This is a genomic window from Arcobacter roscoffensis (assembly GCF_024267655.1).
GTDB lineage: Bacteria > Campylobacterota > Campylobacteria > Campylobacterales > Arcobacteraceae > Arcobacter_B > Arcobacter_B roscoffensis.
Genome location: NZ_CP100595.1, coordinates 129,651 through 145,595 on the forward strand (window position 1 = coordinate 129,651; position 15,945 = coordinate 145,595).

The following is a 15,945-nucleotide window of genomic DNA, read 5'->3' on the forward strand; positions in this document are numbered from 1 at the left end:
TTTACTGCTATATTTAAGCTTTATTATTTTAATATAATTTCCTAAAAGCCATAATACAAAATAAAAAAGAGAACTTCCAATGAATAATTTTATAAAAATAATTGATATAAATGCTTCAAGTGTAAATAAAGAAAATATTGAAAAATTATATTTTGATAATCAAGAACCAGCCTTAGTAATGGGTTTTATCTCTCCTCATGTGGATTTTCATGATGTATCGAGGAAAATAAAGTCTCTTTTATCAAATAACGTAAAAGTGGTATTATCAACAACTGCAGGTGAGTTGTGTACTATTAATGATAATAGTAAAAAACAGAAACTTTACAATGATGCAAGCAGTTCTTGGGACAATATAGTTATACAATCTTTTTCAAAAGAAATGATAGAAGATATTGAAGTTTTAACTATTCCATTATTTAGTGAAAACTTAGATGCAAACTCACTATCTCATGCTCAAAGAGTTGATAAAATAAGTGATTCTATAAAAAGAGTGAATATTCCTTTTAAGATAAATTATGAAGATACTTTTGCTCTAACAATAGTTGATGGTTTATCAAATAGTGAGAGTTTTTTCACAGAGGCAGTTTATAAAAGTGGGAAATTACCATGTTTAATTATTGGAGGTTCAGCTGGAGGAAAACTTGATTTCAAAGAGACATATATTTACAATGGAAATGATGTTTTAAGACACAACGCAGTTGTTGTACTTGTTAAATTAAAACAAGGTATCAAGTATGGAGTATTTAAATCACAAAGTTGTGAAGAAACAAGAGCTTCATATTTAGTAGCTCAAGCTGATGTACTTAAAAGAACAGTTAAAAGTGTTTTAAATAAATCAACAAATCAAATTGTTAGTTTTGTTGATGTGTTATGCTCTCAGTTAAACTGTACTTTACAAGATTTACCAGAGGTTTTAAAAGATTATAATTTTGCTATTAAACTTGAAGATGAAATATATATAAGATCTGTTGCAAATGTGGATATAGAAAATAAAGAGATTGCCTTTTTCTGTGATATTTCATTTGGGGATATTTTGTATTTAGTTAAAAATAAAGATTTTGTATCGCAAACTGAAAGTGATTATAGAAGGTTTAGTTCAAACAAAAGAGTTGAACCTTTTGGAGCTTTATTTAATGATTGTATTTTAAGAAGACTACTTAACCAAGATAGATTAAACTCTTTAAATACTTTTAATGACATTCCAGTAGCTGGTTTCTCTACTTTTGGAGAGTTGCTAGGTCTTAACATCAACCAAACACTAACAGCATTGTTTTTCTATAAAATAGATAATGAAAACGACTTTGCTGATGAGTATGTAGATAACTTCGTGCATAAATATGCTCAATTCTCTTCTTATTATGAGAAAAAGCAACTTCACCAATATCAGTTATTTGCAAGGGTTAGAACTTCTATTTTGGATACTCTAAAAGATGCCTTTCCTTTAATCCAAGATATGGTAAATATCATAAATTCTGTATATGGAAATACAAAAGAGGGTAATGAGATAATAGACAAGGTAAATATCAAATTTGAATCTTTTAGTAATGATATTATGAAAAATGTTGATACAAATAATAACCTAGTTTCTAGTATGCAAACACTTACAAAAAACGCAGATGAGATTAAAAAAGTTTTATCTTCTATTTCTGATATTGCAATTCAAACAAATCTTCTCGCACTAAATGCTGCTATTGAAGCTTCAAGAGCAGGTGAGTATGGAAAAGGTTTTAAAGTAGTAGCAGATGAAGTAAAAAAACTTGCAAAAAGAACTCAAGATAGTTTAAAACTAAGTAATACTTCTGTTGATATAACAGTATCAGGGGTTACTAAGATTTCTAAAATGATTGATGAAGCTAGCAGTAGTCTCGAAACTGTTACTAGTAATGTAGAAGAAATCAGCACATCTTTTGTAGGTGTAAAACAAAGTAGTACTCAAACAAATGCTATTATTGAAGATAAACAAGATAGATTTGAAGCTTTAATAAATAGTATTGAAAGAATTGAACAAATTCAAAGAAGTTTAGAAAAACTTGAAAATAATATGTAAAAAGTAGTTTTACTTTTTACATAAGTTCTTGATAAATCTCTTTTGTTTTTCTTCCAGTCATTTTGGCAAGAAGTTTTGCTTTAACTTTTGGAGCAAGATCTAAGTCTTCAATATCTTTTATACTTAAAGCCTCACCAGTTTTTTGTATAGGTTCAATAACTACTACCCATTCGCCTCTAATATTTTCACTTTTAAACAGCTCATATAGGGCTAAAGTTTTATCTTTATAAGTTTTTTGGTGTAGTTTTGAAATCTCTTTTACTAAAAATATTGTTCTATTTTCATCTTTTTTTGCAAGCTCTTCTAATAGTTTTAAAAGTCTGTGGGGTGATTCATATAAAATGGCTAGTTTATCATCATTTAAAATAGCATCTAATTTTGAACTTCGCTCACTTCCTTTGTGGGCTAGAAAACCATGAAATGAAAAAGTAGTATTAGTAAAACCACTCATAGCATAAGCCGTTAATACAGCATTTGCCCCTGGTAATACATCATATTTTATATCATTTTGTATACAAAAATCTACAAGCGTAGCTCCTGGGTCTGAAACACAAGGCATTCCGGCATCACTTACATAAACAACATTTTTAGTAAAAGTTTCATTTGATAGTGTTTTTAAGACTTGATTTTCATTGTGAGAATGAAAAGATTTATATTCTTTATTTGAAAAGTCTAGGTTATTTTTTTCGCCTAGTAAATTTAAAAGTTTTTTTGTGACTCTTGTATCTTCACAAAAAATTAGCTCGGCCTCCAATAGGGTATTTAAAGCCCTCAAAGAAATATCTTCGAGGTTTCCTATTGGAGTTGGAACTAATGTAAGCATAAATATAATTACTTGTTATATTTAGCTTTGAACTTCTCAACTCTACCAGCAGCATCAACAATTTTTTGCTCTCCAGTAAAGAATGGGTGACAAGCGTTACAAATGTCAATTTTCATTGTTTCAACATTTGATTTTGTTTCGAAAGTATTACCACAAGCACAAGTAACTGCACAAGTTTTGTAATCTGGGTGGATGTCTTTTTTCACGCCATATTCCTTATAATAATTAATGTAATATAAAAGAGCAAGTCTAATGTTGTCCTTTATAAAACTCTTTGTAAGGCGGGATTATAGCGAAAAATACTTAAGAATATCTGAATTTAAGTTTTCTATTATATTTGATGTTTTATTCTCAAATTGCCCTTTATTGAAGGTATTTTGTCTTTTAGCTAATTTTGCAGTATTTAAAGATATTTTCTCTTCTAATTGTTCTTTTGTAATTTTCCCATCTAAATACTCTAAGCCTTCAACTATTCCAATTGAGCTCATACAGTTAGGCTCTCTTGTATATTTATTTTCTAAGTAAATTACTTCATCTATTAGTCCATCTTTTATCATCTGTTTTGTTCTAAGGCTTATTCTTCTTCTTAGTTCATCCCTATCCCATAAAATCTCAAATATTTTAAGATCTGGTGCTATTGGTTTTTTTGGGTTTGCTTTGAAGTATTGTGTAGGAGTTAATTTTGATTCTTTATAGATAGCATAAGCTTTTTCAACTCTATATCTATCATTTTTTTCAATTTTTTGCATATACTCTTTATCAAGACTATAAAGTAAATCATAGGCTTCATCTACTGGAATATCAAGTTTAGTCTTTGAGTCAATACCCGTTGACATGCCTTCAATTAAAGTTTTAAGATAAAAACTAGTACCACCTACAATGATAAGATTCTTTGAGTTTTCTTTTGCATAATTTTTCGCTTTTTTGTAAAGCTTGATAAACTCCATCACATCAAATTCTTCATTTGGGAATACTTCATCTATTCCAAAATGAAGAATATCTCCTCTTTCAAGTTTTGTGGGTTTTGCAGAGGCAATGTCAATTTCTTTATATACACTAAGTGAATCAAGTGATAATATAATTGAGTCTGTTTTTTTGGCAATATCAATAGATAAGCCTGTTTTTCCTGAGGCAGTTGAGCCAATGATTGCTATTTCTTTCATGTGAAAGATTTTACCTAAGTTTTAGTGAAAGCTTACTTTGATTTCTCTTTGCAAGCTTCTAGTTGTTTTGTAAGTTTATTTATCTCTTTTTCTTTTTCAATAAGTTGCGATAATAAATCTGATACATCTTGTTTGCTAGAGTTTAGTACATCGTTTTGTGATTTCGAACTACATGCAGTAAAGAAAATAGTGATACCTAGAGTTAAAATAGTTAATAGTAGTTTTTTCATTTTTCCTTCTTTAAAAAAGATAAAAGCAATATGCTTTTATCTTTTAAATTTTATTATAATCCTAGAGATTTTAACGTTTTTAAAGTTAAAGCTCCCTCGCTTAACTTATTATCTCTTTGATATGCTTGTACAGCAGCTCTTGTTTCTGGTCCATAAACACCATCAACAGAAGTGATATTGTATTTTTTATTTTTTAATGCTTGTTGTAAGTTTGCAACTACATCTTTTGTAGTATTTGTTTCACATAAAATTTCTTGCCATCTTAGGTACGAATCAGCTTTTTTAACTTGAATAGGTACATTTTTGTAAATAGCAGGAATTGTTGTTTTTACTTCTTTTGCAGGAGTATCAATAACTCTTGTTTTAACCATTTTACAAATAGCTGGTGATTTTACTTCTTTAGTTGTAGCAGGTGTTGCAACTACTTGTTTAGTAATAGTTTTGTAAGTTGCAGGAATTTTAACTTCTTTTTGACTTGCAGCAGTGTCTACAACTCTAGTTTTTACATTTCTATATACAGCAGGTGTTTTAACTTCTTTTGTATATGCTGCTTTATCAATAACTTTTTTACTAACAGTTTTATAAACAGCAGGAACTTCAACTAAACATAAAATATCACCTGTACTGTTGTCAACTTTTTCAATCTCACCTCTACCTTTTTTCCAAGTAGTGTAAGCATCTGATACTTTGATTTTTTCAGTAACTGTTTTATATGTTGCAGGAACTGTAACTAACTGAGTCTTTTCAGGTTCTACCATAATTTTTTCAGTAATAGTTTTATATGTAGGTGCTACAGTTACTATTTTTGAGCTCTCAGGAGTAATCATAATTTTCTCAGTAACTGTTTTATATGTTGCAGGAACAGGCACTAGTTTTGTAGATGCTTCTCTTAAAGTTACTTTCTTTTCAACTACCTTGTAAGTTGCTGGAATGATTTCAATTTTTTCTTGTTCTTCTTGAACCATTTTTTTGATGTATTTAGTTTCATAAATAGATGGAACTAATACTTTAGCATAACACTCACCAGCCTTTGCATTTGGTGGAACTAAAGAGTTCGCTACTGCATTTTTATCTTTTGATTCATTGTTCATTGCATTGATTGAATTTAATGCTTTCTTGTTTTGGCTTTCAAGTTCAGAGATTTTACTATCTTTTAATTCAATCTCTTTTTGAAGTTGTGTAATTTTTACATCATTTGCAGATAGATTAGTATCTTTTGATGTACATCCTGTAAATAACAGTAAAGCCGTAGTTGCAGCGATTGCTGAATTTCTTAAATAATTAGTCATCTTTATGCCTTTAAAAATAATTTTAAAAATTTTAGCAAAATAAGATTGAAAATTACTTTAAAATTAGATTAAAGATGTTATAATTTTCAAAATTATCTAAAGGAGTTAAGTTTTGAAAAAAATTTTAGCATCAACATTTATCAGTTTAATCACTATGACAAGCCTAAACGCTGGGGATTGTATCATGGTTAAAGATTTAAATGTACAGTTTAAAAATGATTCTACTATTTATAGTGATTCATCTGAAAGTAAAGAAGTTCAAGAGTTTGCACAATTCTTAAAGAAAACTAAATTATATGCAGTTATCGAAGGACACACAAGTGCAAGTGCACCTGCTGGGTATAATTATGATTTATCTACAGATAGAGCTGCGAAAGTTAGAAACTCACTTGTAAATTTAGGGGTAAATAGTAAACAAGTTAGATATATGGGATTTGGTGAAAGCTCTCCTTTATATAACAACTCAACAGACGAAGGTGCTGCTAAAAACAGAAGAGTAATTGCAGAAGTATTTAATAGTGCTGAAGAATTAGCAACTTATATTGAATCTGAAAAAGCAAGAATTTCTGATATCAAGTATAAAGAACAATAAAAATAAAGACTAAATTTTTAGTCTTTATTTGAAAAACACATTAAACTTACATTTTTAATTATTTTGATAGAATTCCTTTTATGGAAAAACTCATAAAAAAAATTAACGATTTCAATGAACTAGTAATGTTTAAACACTCTATCTTTTCTCTTCCATTTATTTTTATTGCGATGGTTGTAGCTGCAAAAGGATGGTTTGGATTTAAACTACTTATCTTAGGTGTTTTAGCCGCATTAACTGCACGAAACTTTGCAATGGGCTTTAATAGGTATATGGATAGAGACATCGATGCTTTAAATCCAAGAACTGAAAATAGACCAAATGTAGATGGAAGAATTTCTGTAAAATCTATGCTTATTTTTAATATTGCAAATGCTTTAGGTTTTATAGCTGTTGCTTATTTTGTAAATGACTTAGCTTTTTATTTATCAATACCCATTTTGATAATAATTGGTTCATATTCTTATTTTAAAAGATTTTCATATTTAGCACATGTTATCTTAGGTATCTCTTTAGCATTAGCCCCAATAGCAGGGGTAGTTGCTGTAAGTGAATCTATACCTTTATGGACAGTACTTTTAAGTATTGGTGTTATGTTTTGGGTGGCGGGGTTTGACTTGCTTTACTCACTTCAAGATATGGAAGTAGATAAAAAACTAAAGTTACATTCAATACCATCAAAATTTGGTGCACAAAAAACTATGTATATTTCTAGGGTATTTCATACCTTAACAGTACTTTTTTGGTTGTTATTTGTAATAACATCAAATAGCGGTATCTTTGCTTATATAGCAGTACTAGCAAGTGCTATTATGCTTTCATATGAACACTATTTAGTAAATAAAGATTTTACAAAAATAGATAGGGCATTTTTTACTGTAAATGGATATTTAGGAATTGTATTTTTTGTTCTTATAGTTATAGATAATATATTTTAAGTTATATTAATTGTTATATTATCTAGACATTTATGTCTTTTTTCTGTATAATTCGGAAAAATCTTGTAAGGAATAAATATTTATGAGTGAAAAACTAAAAGAAGTTACATATCTTACGGTAAAAGATTTAAAAAATAATGAGATAGTTTTGCCTGGTGACTATTCAAAAAAATTTGCCGAGTTTGCAAAAGAATTAAAAGTAGATATTGAAAATAAACAAGCTGTTTTAGATGAACTGCATTATGACAATAGTAGAGTAGAAAAAATAGTAAAATCTACACATGAAAACTTAGATAGTATCAAAAACTCTACAGCTCAAGCTAAAGTTGCTATTGAAAATAAAGATAAAAAAGCTCTTGATTCAATCACAAGTGAATTAAGCGAAATGCAAAAACAAATACAGTTTTTACAAAAAGAGCTTTTTTCTGATAGTTTAACATCTGCTTATAATAGAAAATGGTTTATGGATTCTTTTTTAGAAAATGAAAGTTTTAAAGAAGAGGGTAAACTTTGTTTTATAGATTTAAACAAATTTAAAAGCATAAATGACACATATGGGCATCTTTTAGGTGATCAGGTTTTAAAATATCTAGTAAGATTCTTATCAAAAGAGCTTGATTATGAGGGAGCTGATGTTGTACGATACGCAGGTGATGAGTTTATGGTACTTTTCACAGGTGAAATATTAAATAGTATAGATATTGAAAATACTATGCTAGAAACACAAGTAAAACTTTCAAAACAAAAACTAAAATCTGCAAAAATAGAAAGCTTACAGTTTTCCTTTTCTTATGGAATAGTAGATTTTAAAGAAGGTGATAAGATAGAAAATATCTTAGAGAAAGCAGATGAACTAATGTACGAAAATAAGATGAAAAATAGGTAACTTAAAAATTTAAGTTTACCTATGCTAATATTCCACCCTTAAAACACACGCGCCTGTGGCTCAACTGGATAGAGCGCCCGGTTTCGGCCCGGGGGGTTGTGGGTTCGAATCCTACCAGGCGTGCCATGTTACTTACAAGCCCGATAACACCGATGTTTTTCCCTTAAAATTTTTTTACTGTGCTACCATTGTGCTAAAAATGTGTTTATCCATTGAAACATTTCCCAAAATCTAGGTTTTTTACAGGTATATATTCAGAGTATTTTTCTAATGTAACTTTTACATTTTCATGTCCTGCAATTTTACTTACATAATTAATATCCTCTCCATTTGATATAAGAGTTGATATAAATGTACCTCTTGTTTGATGTAGATTTCTATAAGGAACATTAGCTTCTTTTAAAGCTTTTACCCAAATTTGTTCTCTTATCTTCCCAGAACTATGATAATGTTTATTTGTTCTAGCTGTTAAGAATACATAAGAGTTTTGTTTTCCAGTTAATTCGTATTGATGTTTAAGGTATGGAATTAGAATATCAATAATAGGAATTGTCCTCTGACTTCTTGCAGTTTTTAGTATTTCTTTTTGAACACCATCAACCATTTGTTCTCTAACTGAGATTGTCTTTTTATTGAAGTCAATATATTCCCATTTTAAACCTATACATTCTCCTGCTCTCATTCCAGTATAAAATAGAGTAGCAATTAAATTTTTATCAGAATCTTTTAATACATTTAAAATTGATTGAATTTCCATAAGGTTAAAAGGTTTTAGTTTAACTCTCTTTACTAGTGGATTTTCTGTTTCTCTAAGCTTCTTAGCTTTTTTAACTGGATTGACTTGAACTATATCATTTTCAATTGCATCTTCATACATTACATTTAGACAAGACCTAATTCTTAAGATACTTCCTTTTGCTAAATGTAGATTCTCTCTTAAGTTGTTTTGCCAATATGTTATATGGTTACTGGTAACCTTATCTAATCTCATATGACCCAATACATCTTTTATATGTTTATTGTAATTTCTTTTATACATAAGACTAGTAGAATTTGAACGACTTCCCTTATGCAGTTCAAAAGACTCTTTCATATATTCATCAACTGTTGGAATATTTTTAACACTTTCATTTTCAAAGAACTTCCCACTATATACCTTTAGAAGTATTTGTGGAATTATTTCTGTTTTAACCAGTTTTCTATTTTCCTTAGTATCGTCTAGGTAAAGAGGTTTTCTAATATTTTGGTTATCAAGAGTAAATCTTATCCAAAGTTTAGAGCCTCTATTAAATAGTTTTGGTTGTGTCATTTTATACATTTATGTAAATCCTTTCACATAAATCCTATAAAGGCACTTCTAACAAGTAATATTTTACACAAAGTTTCATTATAAAATACCTTCAAGTAATTTTTCTGTTATTGCTTTTGTGTCTTTATTCGCTAATGAAGTGGTTACCCATGTATCTAATTCTAACTTATCAAACAAAACTCTACCAGCCTTTTTATAGTAGTGTTTACCCTCAATTAAATAGTTATCTTTTAGTTTATGGATATGCTCTTTTGAATATCCAAGATAATAAGATGCTTCTTTTGTATTTAGCCATCTTTTCTCACTATTAATCTTTTGTTCTAATATATTTAATTTTTCTAATACTTCATTTATTTTTTCTAAATTCTCAAATGGTATATTCATTGTTTTAATTCTCCTTTGATTATCTGTTTAAGGGAGGGAATAAATCCCTCAAAGCTGTATATACTTTTTAAAAAAGTATCAAAAACCTTGTGCTTCATCTGCTGATATATCTAACACTAAATTCCTCTTTGTAGCTTCTTTTAAAGCAACATAGTAAATATGCTTATCTCTTGAAGATAAATGTTTCTTCTCTCTTGTCTTATCAAGATAAACAAGTAAGTCATAATCTTGTAATTTAGATACTGTTTCAGTTCTTAGAGGTTTAATTAAATTTCCATCTTCTAATAGTCTAAGATTTTCAATTTGACCATCTTTATTTATAATCTCTACATCTGTATATCTTTTCTTTAACTCTTTTGTAGATGTTGTTTTATTTAAACTATCTTTTGCTTTCTTGTAAAGCTCATTTATATAATCATCATCTAAATTTAAATTACTAATTAAAGCTTTTCTAACTAAGGCTATAAATTCAAACTCAAATTTATTATCATCATAAATTGATACTTTCCTTTTTAATCTCTCTAATGGTAATGATGATTGTAAAAAGTCTTTTAAATTGTATTCTTGTTTTATTTCTTTCCATAGTGGATGTGTATCAGCTTGATACTTATTGTTTTTAAGTCTTTCTTTTGAAACTGAATCTATATCTATTAATCTAATCTCATCCATTGATATTTGAAATAAGTTTTTTGCATTAGTTAATAAATCATCTAATGTTTCTATTTGGTACTGTCTTAAATGTGTTCTGTGCATTTGAAACTCTATGTTAAATATAGACTCTTCAATATCAAAGTCATTATTTAAAAAGTACTCATTCATTAAGTCATACTTCTTTGATTTCTTTAGCTCTAAAGATTTGTTATATAATCTTAGTTTAAATGGCTCTTTTCCTATATAAATAGTTTGTGTTGAGTTTGCATCTCCTATTTCATTTATAGTTGAGTATTTTCTTTTACGAGTTGAGAACATATCTTTTTTTATAAAAGATAAATCATACTGGATAAAGCAGTTTAAATCTGCTCTTGTAATAGGTATATAATCAGTTATATACTCTTTAACTAAATCTTTGAGTAATTCAATAAGAGAATTAATACCAATAGCATAAATACCATTTCCTTGAAGCTGTACTCTAATATCATTTAAACCTCTGTTCTCATACATACTTTTAAAACCAATTCTAAAAAATTCATTTAAATCTTTAAACCAGTAAAAACCTTCTTTTTTACCAAGAAAGTTTAATCTTGTATCTTTGATAGATACATATAAGTCTTTATTCTCATAATCTATTTCTTTCTTTTGGAACTTACCTTTAATCTCTTCTAGTTGGTCTAATATTTCAAGATATAAATCATCATAGTTTTCATTAGTTTCAAAGAAGAGATAAAGAGTATCAATTCCAAAAAGTTTTTTAACTTTATTCACTTTTATTCCTTTGAGTGTTTTAGAAAGGGGTATTACTAAATACCCTTTTTTCTTGTTGTCACGAAAAAAAGATTTTAAACCGCGAGCGCTCTTAAAATCTGTTTTTTCTTAGACACCATAGAAACTATGTTGTTTTGAGATAATCCCCACATGAACTTCAACATCTTTGTTTACTTTGTCACTATAGAAAGCTATCTTATTATCAGGAATAGAGATAGTATGTAATTCTTTAACTTTTGTACCATTTGACCTAATGTTTTCTACTAAAATTTGTAGTTTAGCTTTTACAGGAGTAGCTAAAGTTTCTCCTTCTTTTTTATATTCCGATTTTGGAATGATGTTTAGTAAATTGCCTTTGATTGTTAGCATAATTTTTCCTTTGTAATTTTTATTTACAAAGAGCTCTTTGATTTAATTTCGATATCGATAGGGGAAGTTTAATAGAAAAGTTGATGAGTTTACATATTAACTAGGAGTATAAAAAACTCTTAGTTAATTTGTTCTTGAAAATAATAGTTTAAAAATATTGATAAAGTTACAGTTTCTTTTTTAGTAAAATTAAATTCATGTTTTATTTGTACTAGTGCTTTAATTAATGAATATGTACTAATTTCTTTGTCATCTTCTTTATTTTTAATATCTTCTTCATCAAAAATTGTAGATAGTCCAAACATTGACATAAAACCAAGTGTAATAAGTTCATTTAAGGCATCATTGGTATTTTTATTGTAATAAGTATAAATAGGAGTATTAGATAGATATGTTTTTACTATGTATTCTTTTTCTATATTTTTAATATTGTATGTAATTGTTTTTTTGTTTTTTGTTTTTTCAACTTCTAAAATAGTATCTTTAAAAAAGAATCTTACTATATTAATGATTGACTCAGATAGTTCTTTATATTGTTTTTTATCTTCATTTTTTATATTTGATTTTATTCTTAGAAATATCATTACACTTTTTAATAGTTCTTCTTTAGATGTTCTAATACCATTGAAAAAATCAGTTAATTGTTTAAATGTTAATATTTCAATATCTGTTAAGTTAAAAGATTGATGGTCAAAGCCTAAATAAGTATTTGCAAAGTTTAACCATTCAGGTAAGTTCTCATATTCCTTTTTTAAAGAATATTCTATAAATTTGATTTGTGTTTTAGTCTTTTTAATTTCTTCTTCATTTTCTAAAGTAAAGAACCTTCCATCTAATCTACTTTTTAAAGTATTCAATTGAGCTGTTAGTAAACTCTTTTTTGAGCTTTGTCTATGCTTAGTACCATAATGATTTCCATTGTATTTTGGGTACTTACTAATTATTTGAGATATTGATTTAATATAATTTAAAACTTCAATAATTTCAATATAAATAGGAGTATTACTTTTAGTTAGGATTTTAACTTTATTATTAAAAGTAAATAAGTTGAATTGATTTATTAGATATTCTACATCATTTTTTTCTAAATCAGGTAAGCAGTACAATATACTGTTATTTATTACATGGAGTTTTGTTATTTTGGTGTCCTCTAAATAGTCACTTTCATTATTGAAATTTAAATGATTTTTAGGAACTAATTTATTTAAAGTTGATTCCCATAATTTTTTATGTTGATTATTAAAACCTTGCAAGAACTTATTAAACACTTGATTCATAAGAATATCTAAATGTTCTTTTGTTATGAATTTACTTGCGTTGACATTTTTGTTTATGTATTGTTCTTTTGATAGTTTATTCATAAATATAATTATATATATGCTTTACTTAATTATTATTATTTTATAATAAATAAAAAAGGAATTAGATGAAAAGAAATATATTTTATATATGTTTATTGTCAATATTTATATTTACGGGCTGTGTTTCTAGTACACCAACGCTTAAACCAAAATATAATAATGTAGAAAAGAGTGTAAATATCGGAAATATTAAACTAGATAAAGTTACATATTATTCTAAAAAAGAGAATAGACCCGCAAATAATCTTCGTTTTGCAAATGGAATAAAATGGTATTATGAAAGAATTAATTTAGATAATGCATATTGTAATAAATTACACATTAAGGTTTCTGAATCAAGAATGGATAAATATTATATTTATTCTTGTAAAGATGATATTTTAAGACATTATAATAACAATTGCAATGTTGAAAAAATATCAGATACTAATATATATGTAGGTAAATGTATGAACTTAAAGAAACAAACTGTTGACGGTATTGAAAAAACTATAAGTAAGGATGTTTATGGAATATGTCAGTCTGAACCTAAAAGAAGTGGTTATGGAACTAAAGTTCAAATAGGTTTATATGGTAATGAGAAGTGTTTTAATTATATAAAAGATAAATTAAAAAAATTAAAGGGAAGGTAGATGTTAATTATGAGAGTTTTAAATATTTTTATTGGATTTCTTGTAGTTATATTTTTTTCAGGTTGTATGGCATCAAGTTTTAACGAAATGAAAAGTGATAGTGATATTGTGCAAAATACATATAAAATTAATCAAAATTATCAAAGGCTTTATAAACGAGGTTTCTCAATGTTTCAAGAGTGTCATGAGGGAGGTTTAATAACAGCTGCAATCATAGCAGATGGAAAATTATATACTGAGTTAAAAGAAGCTGAATTGACAATATATTTAATGGGAGGATTAGGTAGACAGATGCATCATGCTGCTGAGATAAAGGCATTAGATAATGAAAGTTCATTATTAAGGATTTATTCTTATACAAATTACGAAATTATTGATATTCTGAAAAGAGAGATAACAGGAGAATGTTTAACTTGCAATTGTGAATAGAAAGTTTTTTGTTTTATATTTACTCAGAAAAAATTAATTGTAATTAATGGCATGCCGTATCAGGTATTGTGCTAAAATTGTGCTAAAAATAGCTTTATTTTACAAGATAGATAAAACTTATTTTGTTAAGAAGTACCTATTTATAGGGATTTATGGTTTTTTATATCTTGTTTTTGAATTTCCTACCAGGCGTGCCATAAAGCCAGATATGAAAACTTCTTGAGTTTTTTTGTCTGGCTTTTTTTATGTTCATCTTTTATGGTTTAGATACTTTTTAAGTACTTCTTTTAGTTTATTAAAATTTATAGGTTTTGTAAGGTGCTCATTCATTCCTGCTTTTAAAAACTTTTCTTTATCACCTTTTATAGCATTTGCTGTAAGGGCAATTATTGGGATGGATTTATCAAATTTTCTTATTTTTTCACAGGCTTCTACTCCTCCACAAAGAGGCATGTTTATATCCATAAAGATTAGGTTATAACTATTTTCATTAAAAAGCTCTATTGCTTCAAGTCCATTATTTGCAAAGTCTACTTGTAGTTTTAGTTCTTCAAAAATTGCTTTCATTAGCTCTTGATTTATTTCATTATCTTCTGCTATTAATACTTTTTTATTTTTTGTTTTAATAGGATTAATCTTTTCTTCTATTTTTTTTGTTTTTTCTTCTGCAACTTTTAGTTTCAAATCAAAACTAAAAGTACTCCCTTCATTTTCAACACTTTCAAGTTTTATATTAGAGTTCATATGTTCTAATATTCTAGAAATAATTGCCAATCCTAAACCAGTACCTCCATACTCTTTTGAGATACTTTGATCTGCTTGAGAAAATGGTTTAAAAATCTCTTTTTGTTTCTCTTTTTTTATTCCAATTCCTGTGTCTTTTATTGATATATTTATTTTTGCATAATCATTATCTTGTTTTATTAGATTAACATTTAAATATACATTTGATGCTTCTTTTGAGAACTTTATAGCATTTGATATCAAGTTTGATATTACTTGTTGAAGTCTTGTATTGTCAAAGATTAAATATTCAGGGATATTTTTGTTATAGTCAAAATTTATAGTTATATTCTTTTTAGAGGCTTGAGCTTTAAATAGAGTTTGAACTTCATCGCATAGTTCATAAAGATTATTTGATTGGGAGTGAAATTCTAGTTTACCACTCTCTATTTTTGAGAAGTCAAGGATTTCATTTATTATATGAAGCAATGAATTTGCACTTTTTGAGATGATATTTGCTTGTTTTTTTTGTTCTTCTTGTAAGTTTGCATCTTTTAAAATATTTGAAAAACCTATTATGGCATTTAGTGGTGTTCTTATTTCATGGGACATATTAGCTAAGAAGGTATCTTTTGTTTTATTTGCTTTTATTAATTCATTATTTCTTTTTTGAAGGTTCTCTTTCATTTTATTTAATGACTTACTTAATATACCAATTTCATCTTTATTGTTTTGATATGGAATAGATACAGCTTTTTCTTTTCCTATATCTTTTGCTACACTTGATAAATTTGTAAGCATTTTAGTAAGTCGTGAGCCTATTAGGTATGATAATAGTGTTGAGATTAAAATTTCAATTAAAACTATAAGTATTGTTTTTTCTTTATTCTCTTCTATAAAGTTTGTATTAGCTGTATTATCAAAAACTAGATAAATAGAGCCTAGGTATAAGTCATCTTGATGCAGTTTTATATATCTACTCTCAAAACTATTATCTTCATAGTTAAGACTTCTATTTGTTTTTTTATTTAAAAACTCATTTATCTTTTCATACTTAAAATCATACTTTTTAGAAATCAATTTATCTTGAGCATCAAGAACAACTATGGAGTTAATATAGTCTATTTCATAAGTTTTTTGTACTAGATTATCTAATGTAGCTAAGTCATAAATAGCAATAGGTACACTAAGTAACTCTTTTAAAAACTTTTCATTTGAAGATATTTTTTCTTCTGTAAGGGTTTTTGAAGAGCTACTTATGGCTACAAAATTTACAGAAACTATTAAAATAATAAAAAACACTTCTAGTAAAACAAAAGATAAAATAAACCTATATTTAAATGACATT

17 protein-coding genes and 1 tRNA gene are annotated in these 15,945 nt (G+C 27.1%); 7 read left to right on the plus strand and 11 right to left on the minus strand.

Annotated elements, in window-relative coordinates; translation table 11 throughout:
• Nucleotides 1-79: 79 nt before the first annotated feature.
• Nucleotides 80-2,047 carry a methyl-accepting chemotaxis protein gene (locus NJU99_RS14890; protein WP_283256433.1) on the plus strand — a complete coding sequence of 656 codons (1,968 nt, stop codon included), beginning with the start codon at nucleotides 80-82 and terminating at the stop codon, nucleotides 2,045-2,047.
• Nucleotides 2,048-2,063: 16 nt separating this feature from the next.
• Here the strand turns inward: NJU99_RS14890 and rsmI are convergent, their stop codons facing one another.
• The 5 genes from rsmI to NJU99_RS00685 all read right to left on the minus strand — a co-directional run bounded on the left by rsmI (nucleotide 2,064) and on the right by NJU99_RS00685 (nucleotide 5,552).
• Nucleotides 2,064-2,870 carry a 16S rRNA (cytidine(1402)-2'-O)-methyltransferase gene (gene rsmI, locus NJU99_RS00665; RefSeq protein WP_254576814.1) on the minus strand — a complete coding sequence of 269 codons (807 nt, stop codon included), beginning with the start codon at nucleotides 2,868-2,870 and terminating at the stop codon, nucleotides 2,064-2,066.
• Nucleotides 2,871-2,878: 8 nt separating this feature from the next.
• On the minus strand, nucleotides 2,879-3,076 hold the full coding sequence (gene rpmE / locus NJU99_RS00670) for a 50S ribosomal protein L31 (RefSeq protein ID WP_254576815.1): 198 nt from the start codon (nucleotides 3,074-3,076) through the stop codon (nucleotides 2,879-2,881).
• Between the two features lie 81 nt (nucleotides 3,077-3,157).
• Nucleotides 3,158-4,033 carry a tRNA (adenosine(37)-N6)-dimethylallyltransferase MiaA gene (miaA, locus tag NJU99_RS00675; protein ID WP_254576816.1) on the minus strand — a complete coding sequence of 292 codons (876 nt, stop codon included), beginning with the start codon at nucleotides 4,031-4,033 and terminating at the stop codon, nucleotides 3,158-3,160.
• A 32-nt stretch (nucleotides 4,034-4,065) separates the two neighbouring features.
• Nucleotides 4,066-4,263, minus strand: a complete 198-nt coding sequence (locus NJU99_RS00680; RefSeq protein WP_254576817.1) for a hypothetical protein — start codon at nucleotides 4,261-4,263, stop codon at nucleotides 4,066-4,068.
• A 53-nt stretch (nucleotides 4,264-4,316) separates the two neighbouring features.
• On the minus strand, nucleotides 4,317-5,552 hold the full coding sequence (locus NJU99_RS00685) for a peptidoglycan-binding domain-containing protein (protein ID WP_254576818.1): 1,236 nt from the start codon (nucleotides 5,550-5,552) through the stop codon (nucleotides 4,317-4,319).
• Between the two features lie 112 nt (nucleotides 5,553-5,664).
• Here NJU99_RS00685 and NJU99_RS00690 point away from each other — a divergent pair, with 112 nt between their 5' ends.
• The 4 genes from NJU99_RS00690 to NJU99_RS00705 all read left to right on the plus strand — a co-directional run bounded on the left by NJU99_RS00690 (nucleotide 5,665) and on the right by NJU99_RS00705 (nucleotide 8,094).
• The gene (locus NJU99_RS00690) at nucleotides 5,665-6,144 is read left to right on the plus strand and encodes an OmpA family protein (RefSeq protein ID WP_254576819.1); all 480 of its coding nucleotides are present in this window, start codon (nucleotides 5,665-5,667) and stop codon (nucleotides 6,142-6,144) included.
• 80 nt (nucleotides 6,145-6,224) lie between these two features.
• Nucleotides 6,225-7,082, plus strand: coding sequence for a menaquinone biosynthesis prenyltransferase MqnP (gene mqnP, locus NJU99_RS00695; RefSeq protein ID WP_254576820.1), 858 nt, complete (start codon nucleotides 6,225-6,227; stop codon nucleotides 7,080-7,082).
• A gap of 82 nt (nucleotides 7,083-7,164) precedes the next feature.
• Nucleotides 7,165-7,968, plus strand: a complete 804-nt coding sequence (locus tag NJU99_RS00700) for a GGDEF domain-containing protein (protein ID WP_254576821.1) — start codon at nucleotides 7,165-7,167, stop codon at nucleotides 7,966-7,968.
• Nucleotides 7,969-8,017: 49 nt separating this feature from the next.
• Nucleotides 8,018-8,094, plus strand: a tRNA-Arg gene (locus NJU99_RS00705).
• A 79-nt stretch (nucleotides 8,095-8,173) separates the two neighbouring features.
• Here NJU99_RS00705 and NJU99_RS00710 read toward each other — a convergent pair.
• From NJU99_RS00710 to NJU99_RS00730, 5 genes are all read right to left on the minus strand, one after another.
• On the minus strand, nucleotides 8,174-9,286 hold the full coding sequence (locus tag NJU99_RS00710; RefSeq protein ID WP_254576822.1) for a tyrosine-type recombinase/integrase: 1,113 nt from the start codon (nucleotides 9,284-9,286) through the stop codon (nucleotides 8,174-8,176).
• Between the two features lie 69 nt (nucleotides 9,287-9,355).
• Nucleotides 9,356-9,661, minus strand: a complete 306-nt coding sequence (locus NJU99_RS00715) for a helix-turn-helix domain-containing protein (RefSeq protein WP_254576823.1) — start codon at nucleotides 9,659-9,661, stop codon at nucleotides 9,356-9,358.
• A gap of 78 nt (nucleotides 9,662-9,739) precedes the next feature.
• The gene (locus tag NJU99_RS00720) at nucleotides 9,740-11,083 is read right to left on the minus strand and encodes a hypothetical protein (RefSeq protein WP_254576824.1); all 1,344 of its coding nucleotides are present in this window, start codon (nucleotides 11,081-11,083) and stop codon (nucleotides 9,740-9,742) included.
• Nucleotides 11,084-11,191: 108 nt separating this feature from the next.
• A complete protein-coding gene (locus NJU99_RS00725) occupies nucleotides 11,192-11,452 on the minus strand; it encodes a hypothetical protein (RefSeq protein WP_254576825.1) in 261 nt (86 codons plus the stop codon).
• Nucleotides 11,453-11,571: 119 nt separating this feature from the next.
• A complete protein-coding gene (locus NJU99_RS00730; RefSeq protein ID WP_254576826.1) occupies nucleotides 11,572-12,813 on the minus strand; it encodes a hypothetical protein in 1,242 nt (413 codons plus the stop codon).
• 65 nt (nucleotides 12,814-12,878) lie between these two features.
• Between NJU99_RS00730 and NJU99_RS00735 the strand changes: the two genes are divergently transcribed.
• Together NJU99_RS00735 and NJU99_RS00740 are read left to right on the plus strand one after the other, a co-directional pair.
• Nucleotides 12,879-13,445, plus strand: coding sequence for a hypothetical protein (locus tag NJU99_RS00735; protein WP_254576827.1), 567 nt, complete (start codon nucleotides 12,879-12,881; stop codon nucleotides 13,443-13,445).
• Nucleotides 13,446-13,874, plus strand: coding sequence for a hypothetical protein (locus NJU99_RS00740; RefSeq protein ID WP_254576828.1), 429 nt, complete (start codon nucleotides 13,446-13,448; stop codon nucleotides 13,872-13,874). It abuts the gene before it with no gap.
• A 249-nt stretch (nucleotides 13,875-14,123) separates the two neighbouring features.
• Here NJU99_RS00740 and NJU99_RS00745 read toward each other — a convergent pair whose 3' ends face one another.
• Entirely contained in the window at nucleotides 14,124-15,944 is a 1,821-nt protein-coding gene (locus NJU99_RS00745; RefSeq protein ID WP_254576829.1) for a hybrid sensor histidine kinase/response regulator, read from the minus strand.
• Between the last annotated feature and the right edge of the window lies 1 nt (nucleotide 15,945).

Excerpts from the sequence above, each read along its gene's own strand:
- NJU99_RS00730 (WP_254576826.1), bottom strand. The coding sequence starts at position 12,813 with ATGAATAAACTATCAAAAGAACAATACATAAACAAAAATGTCAACGCA.
- miaA (WP_254576816.1), bottom strand. The coding sequence starts at position 4,033 with ATGAAAGAAATAGCAATCATTGGCTCAACTGCCTCAGGAAAAACAGGC.
- rsmI (WP_254576814.1), bottom strand. The coding sequence starts at position 2,870 with ATGCTTACATTAGTTCCAACTCCAATAGGAAACCTCGAAGATATTTCT.
- NJU99_RS00710 (WP_254576822.1), bottom strand. The coding sequence starts at position 9,286 with ATGTATAAAATGACACAACCAAAACTATTTAATAGAGGCTCTAAACTT.
- NJU99_RS00745 (WP_254576829.1), bottom strand. The coding sequence starts at position 15,944 with ATGTCATTTAAATATAGGTTTATTTTATCTTTTGTTTTACTAGAAGTG.
- NJU99_RS00680 (WP_254576817.1), bottom strand. The coding sequence starts at position 4,263 with ATGAAAAAACTACTATTAACTATTTTAACTCTAGGTATCACTATTTTC.
- NJU99_RS00735 (WP_254576827.1), top strand. The coding sequence starts at position 12,879 with ATGAAAAGAAATATATTTTATATATGTTTATTGTCAATATTTATATTT.
- NJU99_RS14890 (WP_283256433.1), top strand. The coding sequence starts at position 80 with ATGAATAATTTTATAAAAATAATTGATATAAATGCTTCAAGTGTAAAT.
- mqnP (WP_254576820.1), top strand. The coding sequence starts at position 6,225 with ATGGAAAAACTCATAAAAAAAATTAACGATTTCAATGAACTAGTAATG.
- NJU99_RS00700 (WP_254576821.1), top strand. The coding sequence starts at position 7,165 with ATGAGTGAAAAACTAAAAGAAGTTACATATCTTACGGTAAAAGATTTA.
- NJU99_RS00740 (WP_254576828.1), top strand. The coding sequence starts at position 13,446 with ATGTTAATTATGAGAGTTTTAAATATTTTTATTGGATTTCTTGTAGTT.
- NJU99_RS00685 (WP_254576818.1), bottom strand. The coding sequence starts at position 5,552 with ATGACTAATTATTTAAGAAATTCAGCAATCGCTGCAACTACGGCTTTA.
- NJU99_RS00725 (WP_254576825.1), bottom strand. The coding sequence starts at position 11,452 with ATGCTAACAATCAAAGGCAATTTACTAAACATCATTCCAAAATCGGAA.
- NJU99_RS00715 (WP_254576823.1), bottom strand. The coding sequence starts at position 9,661 with ATGAATATACCATTTGAGAATTTAGAAAAAATAAATGAAGTATTAGAA.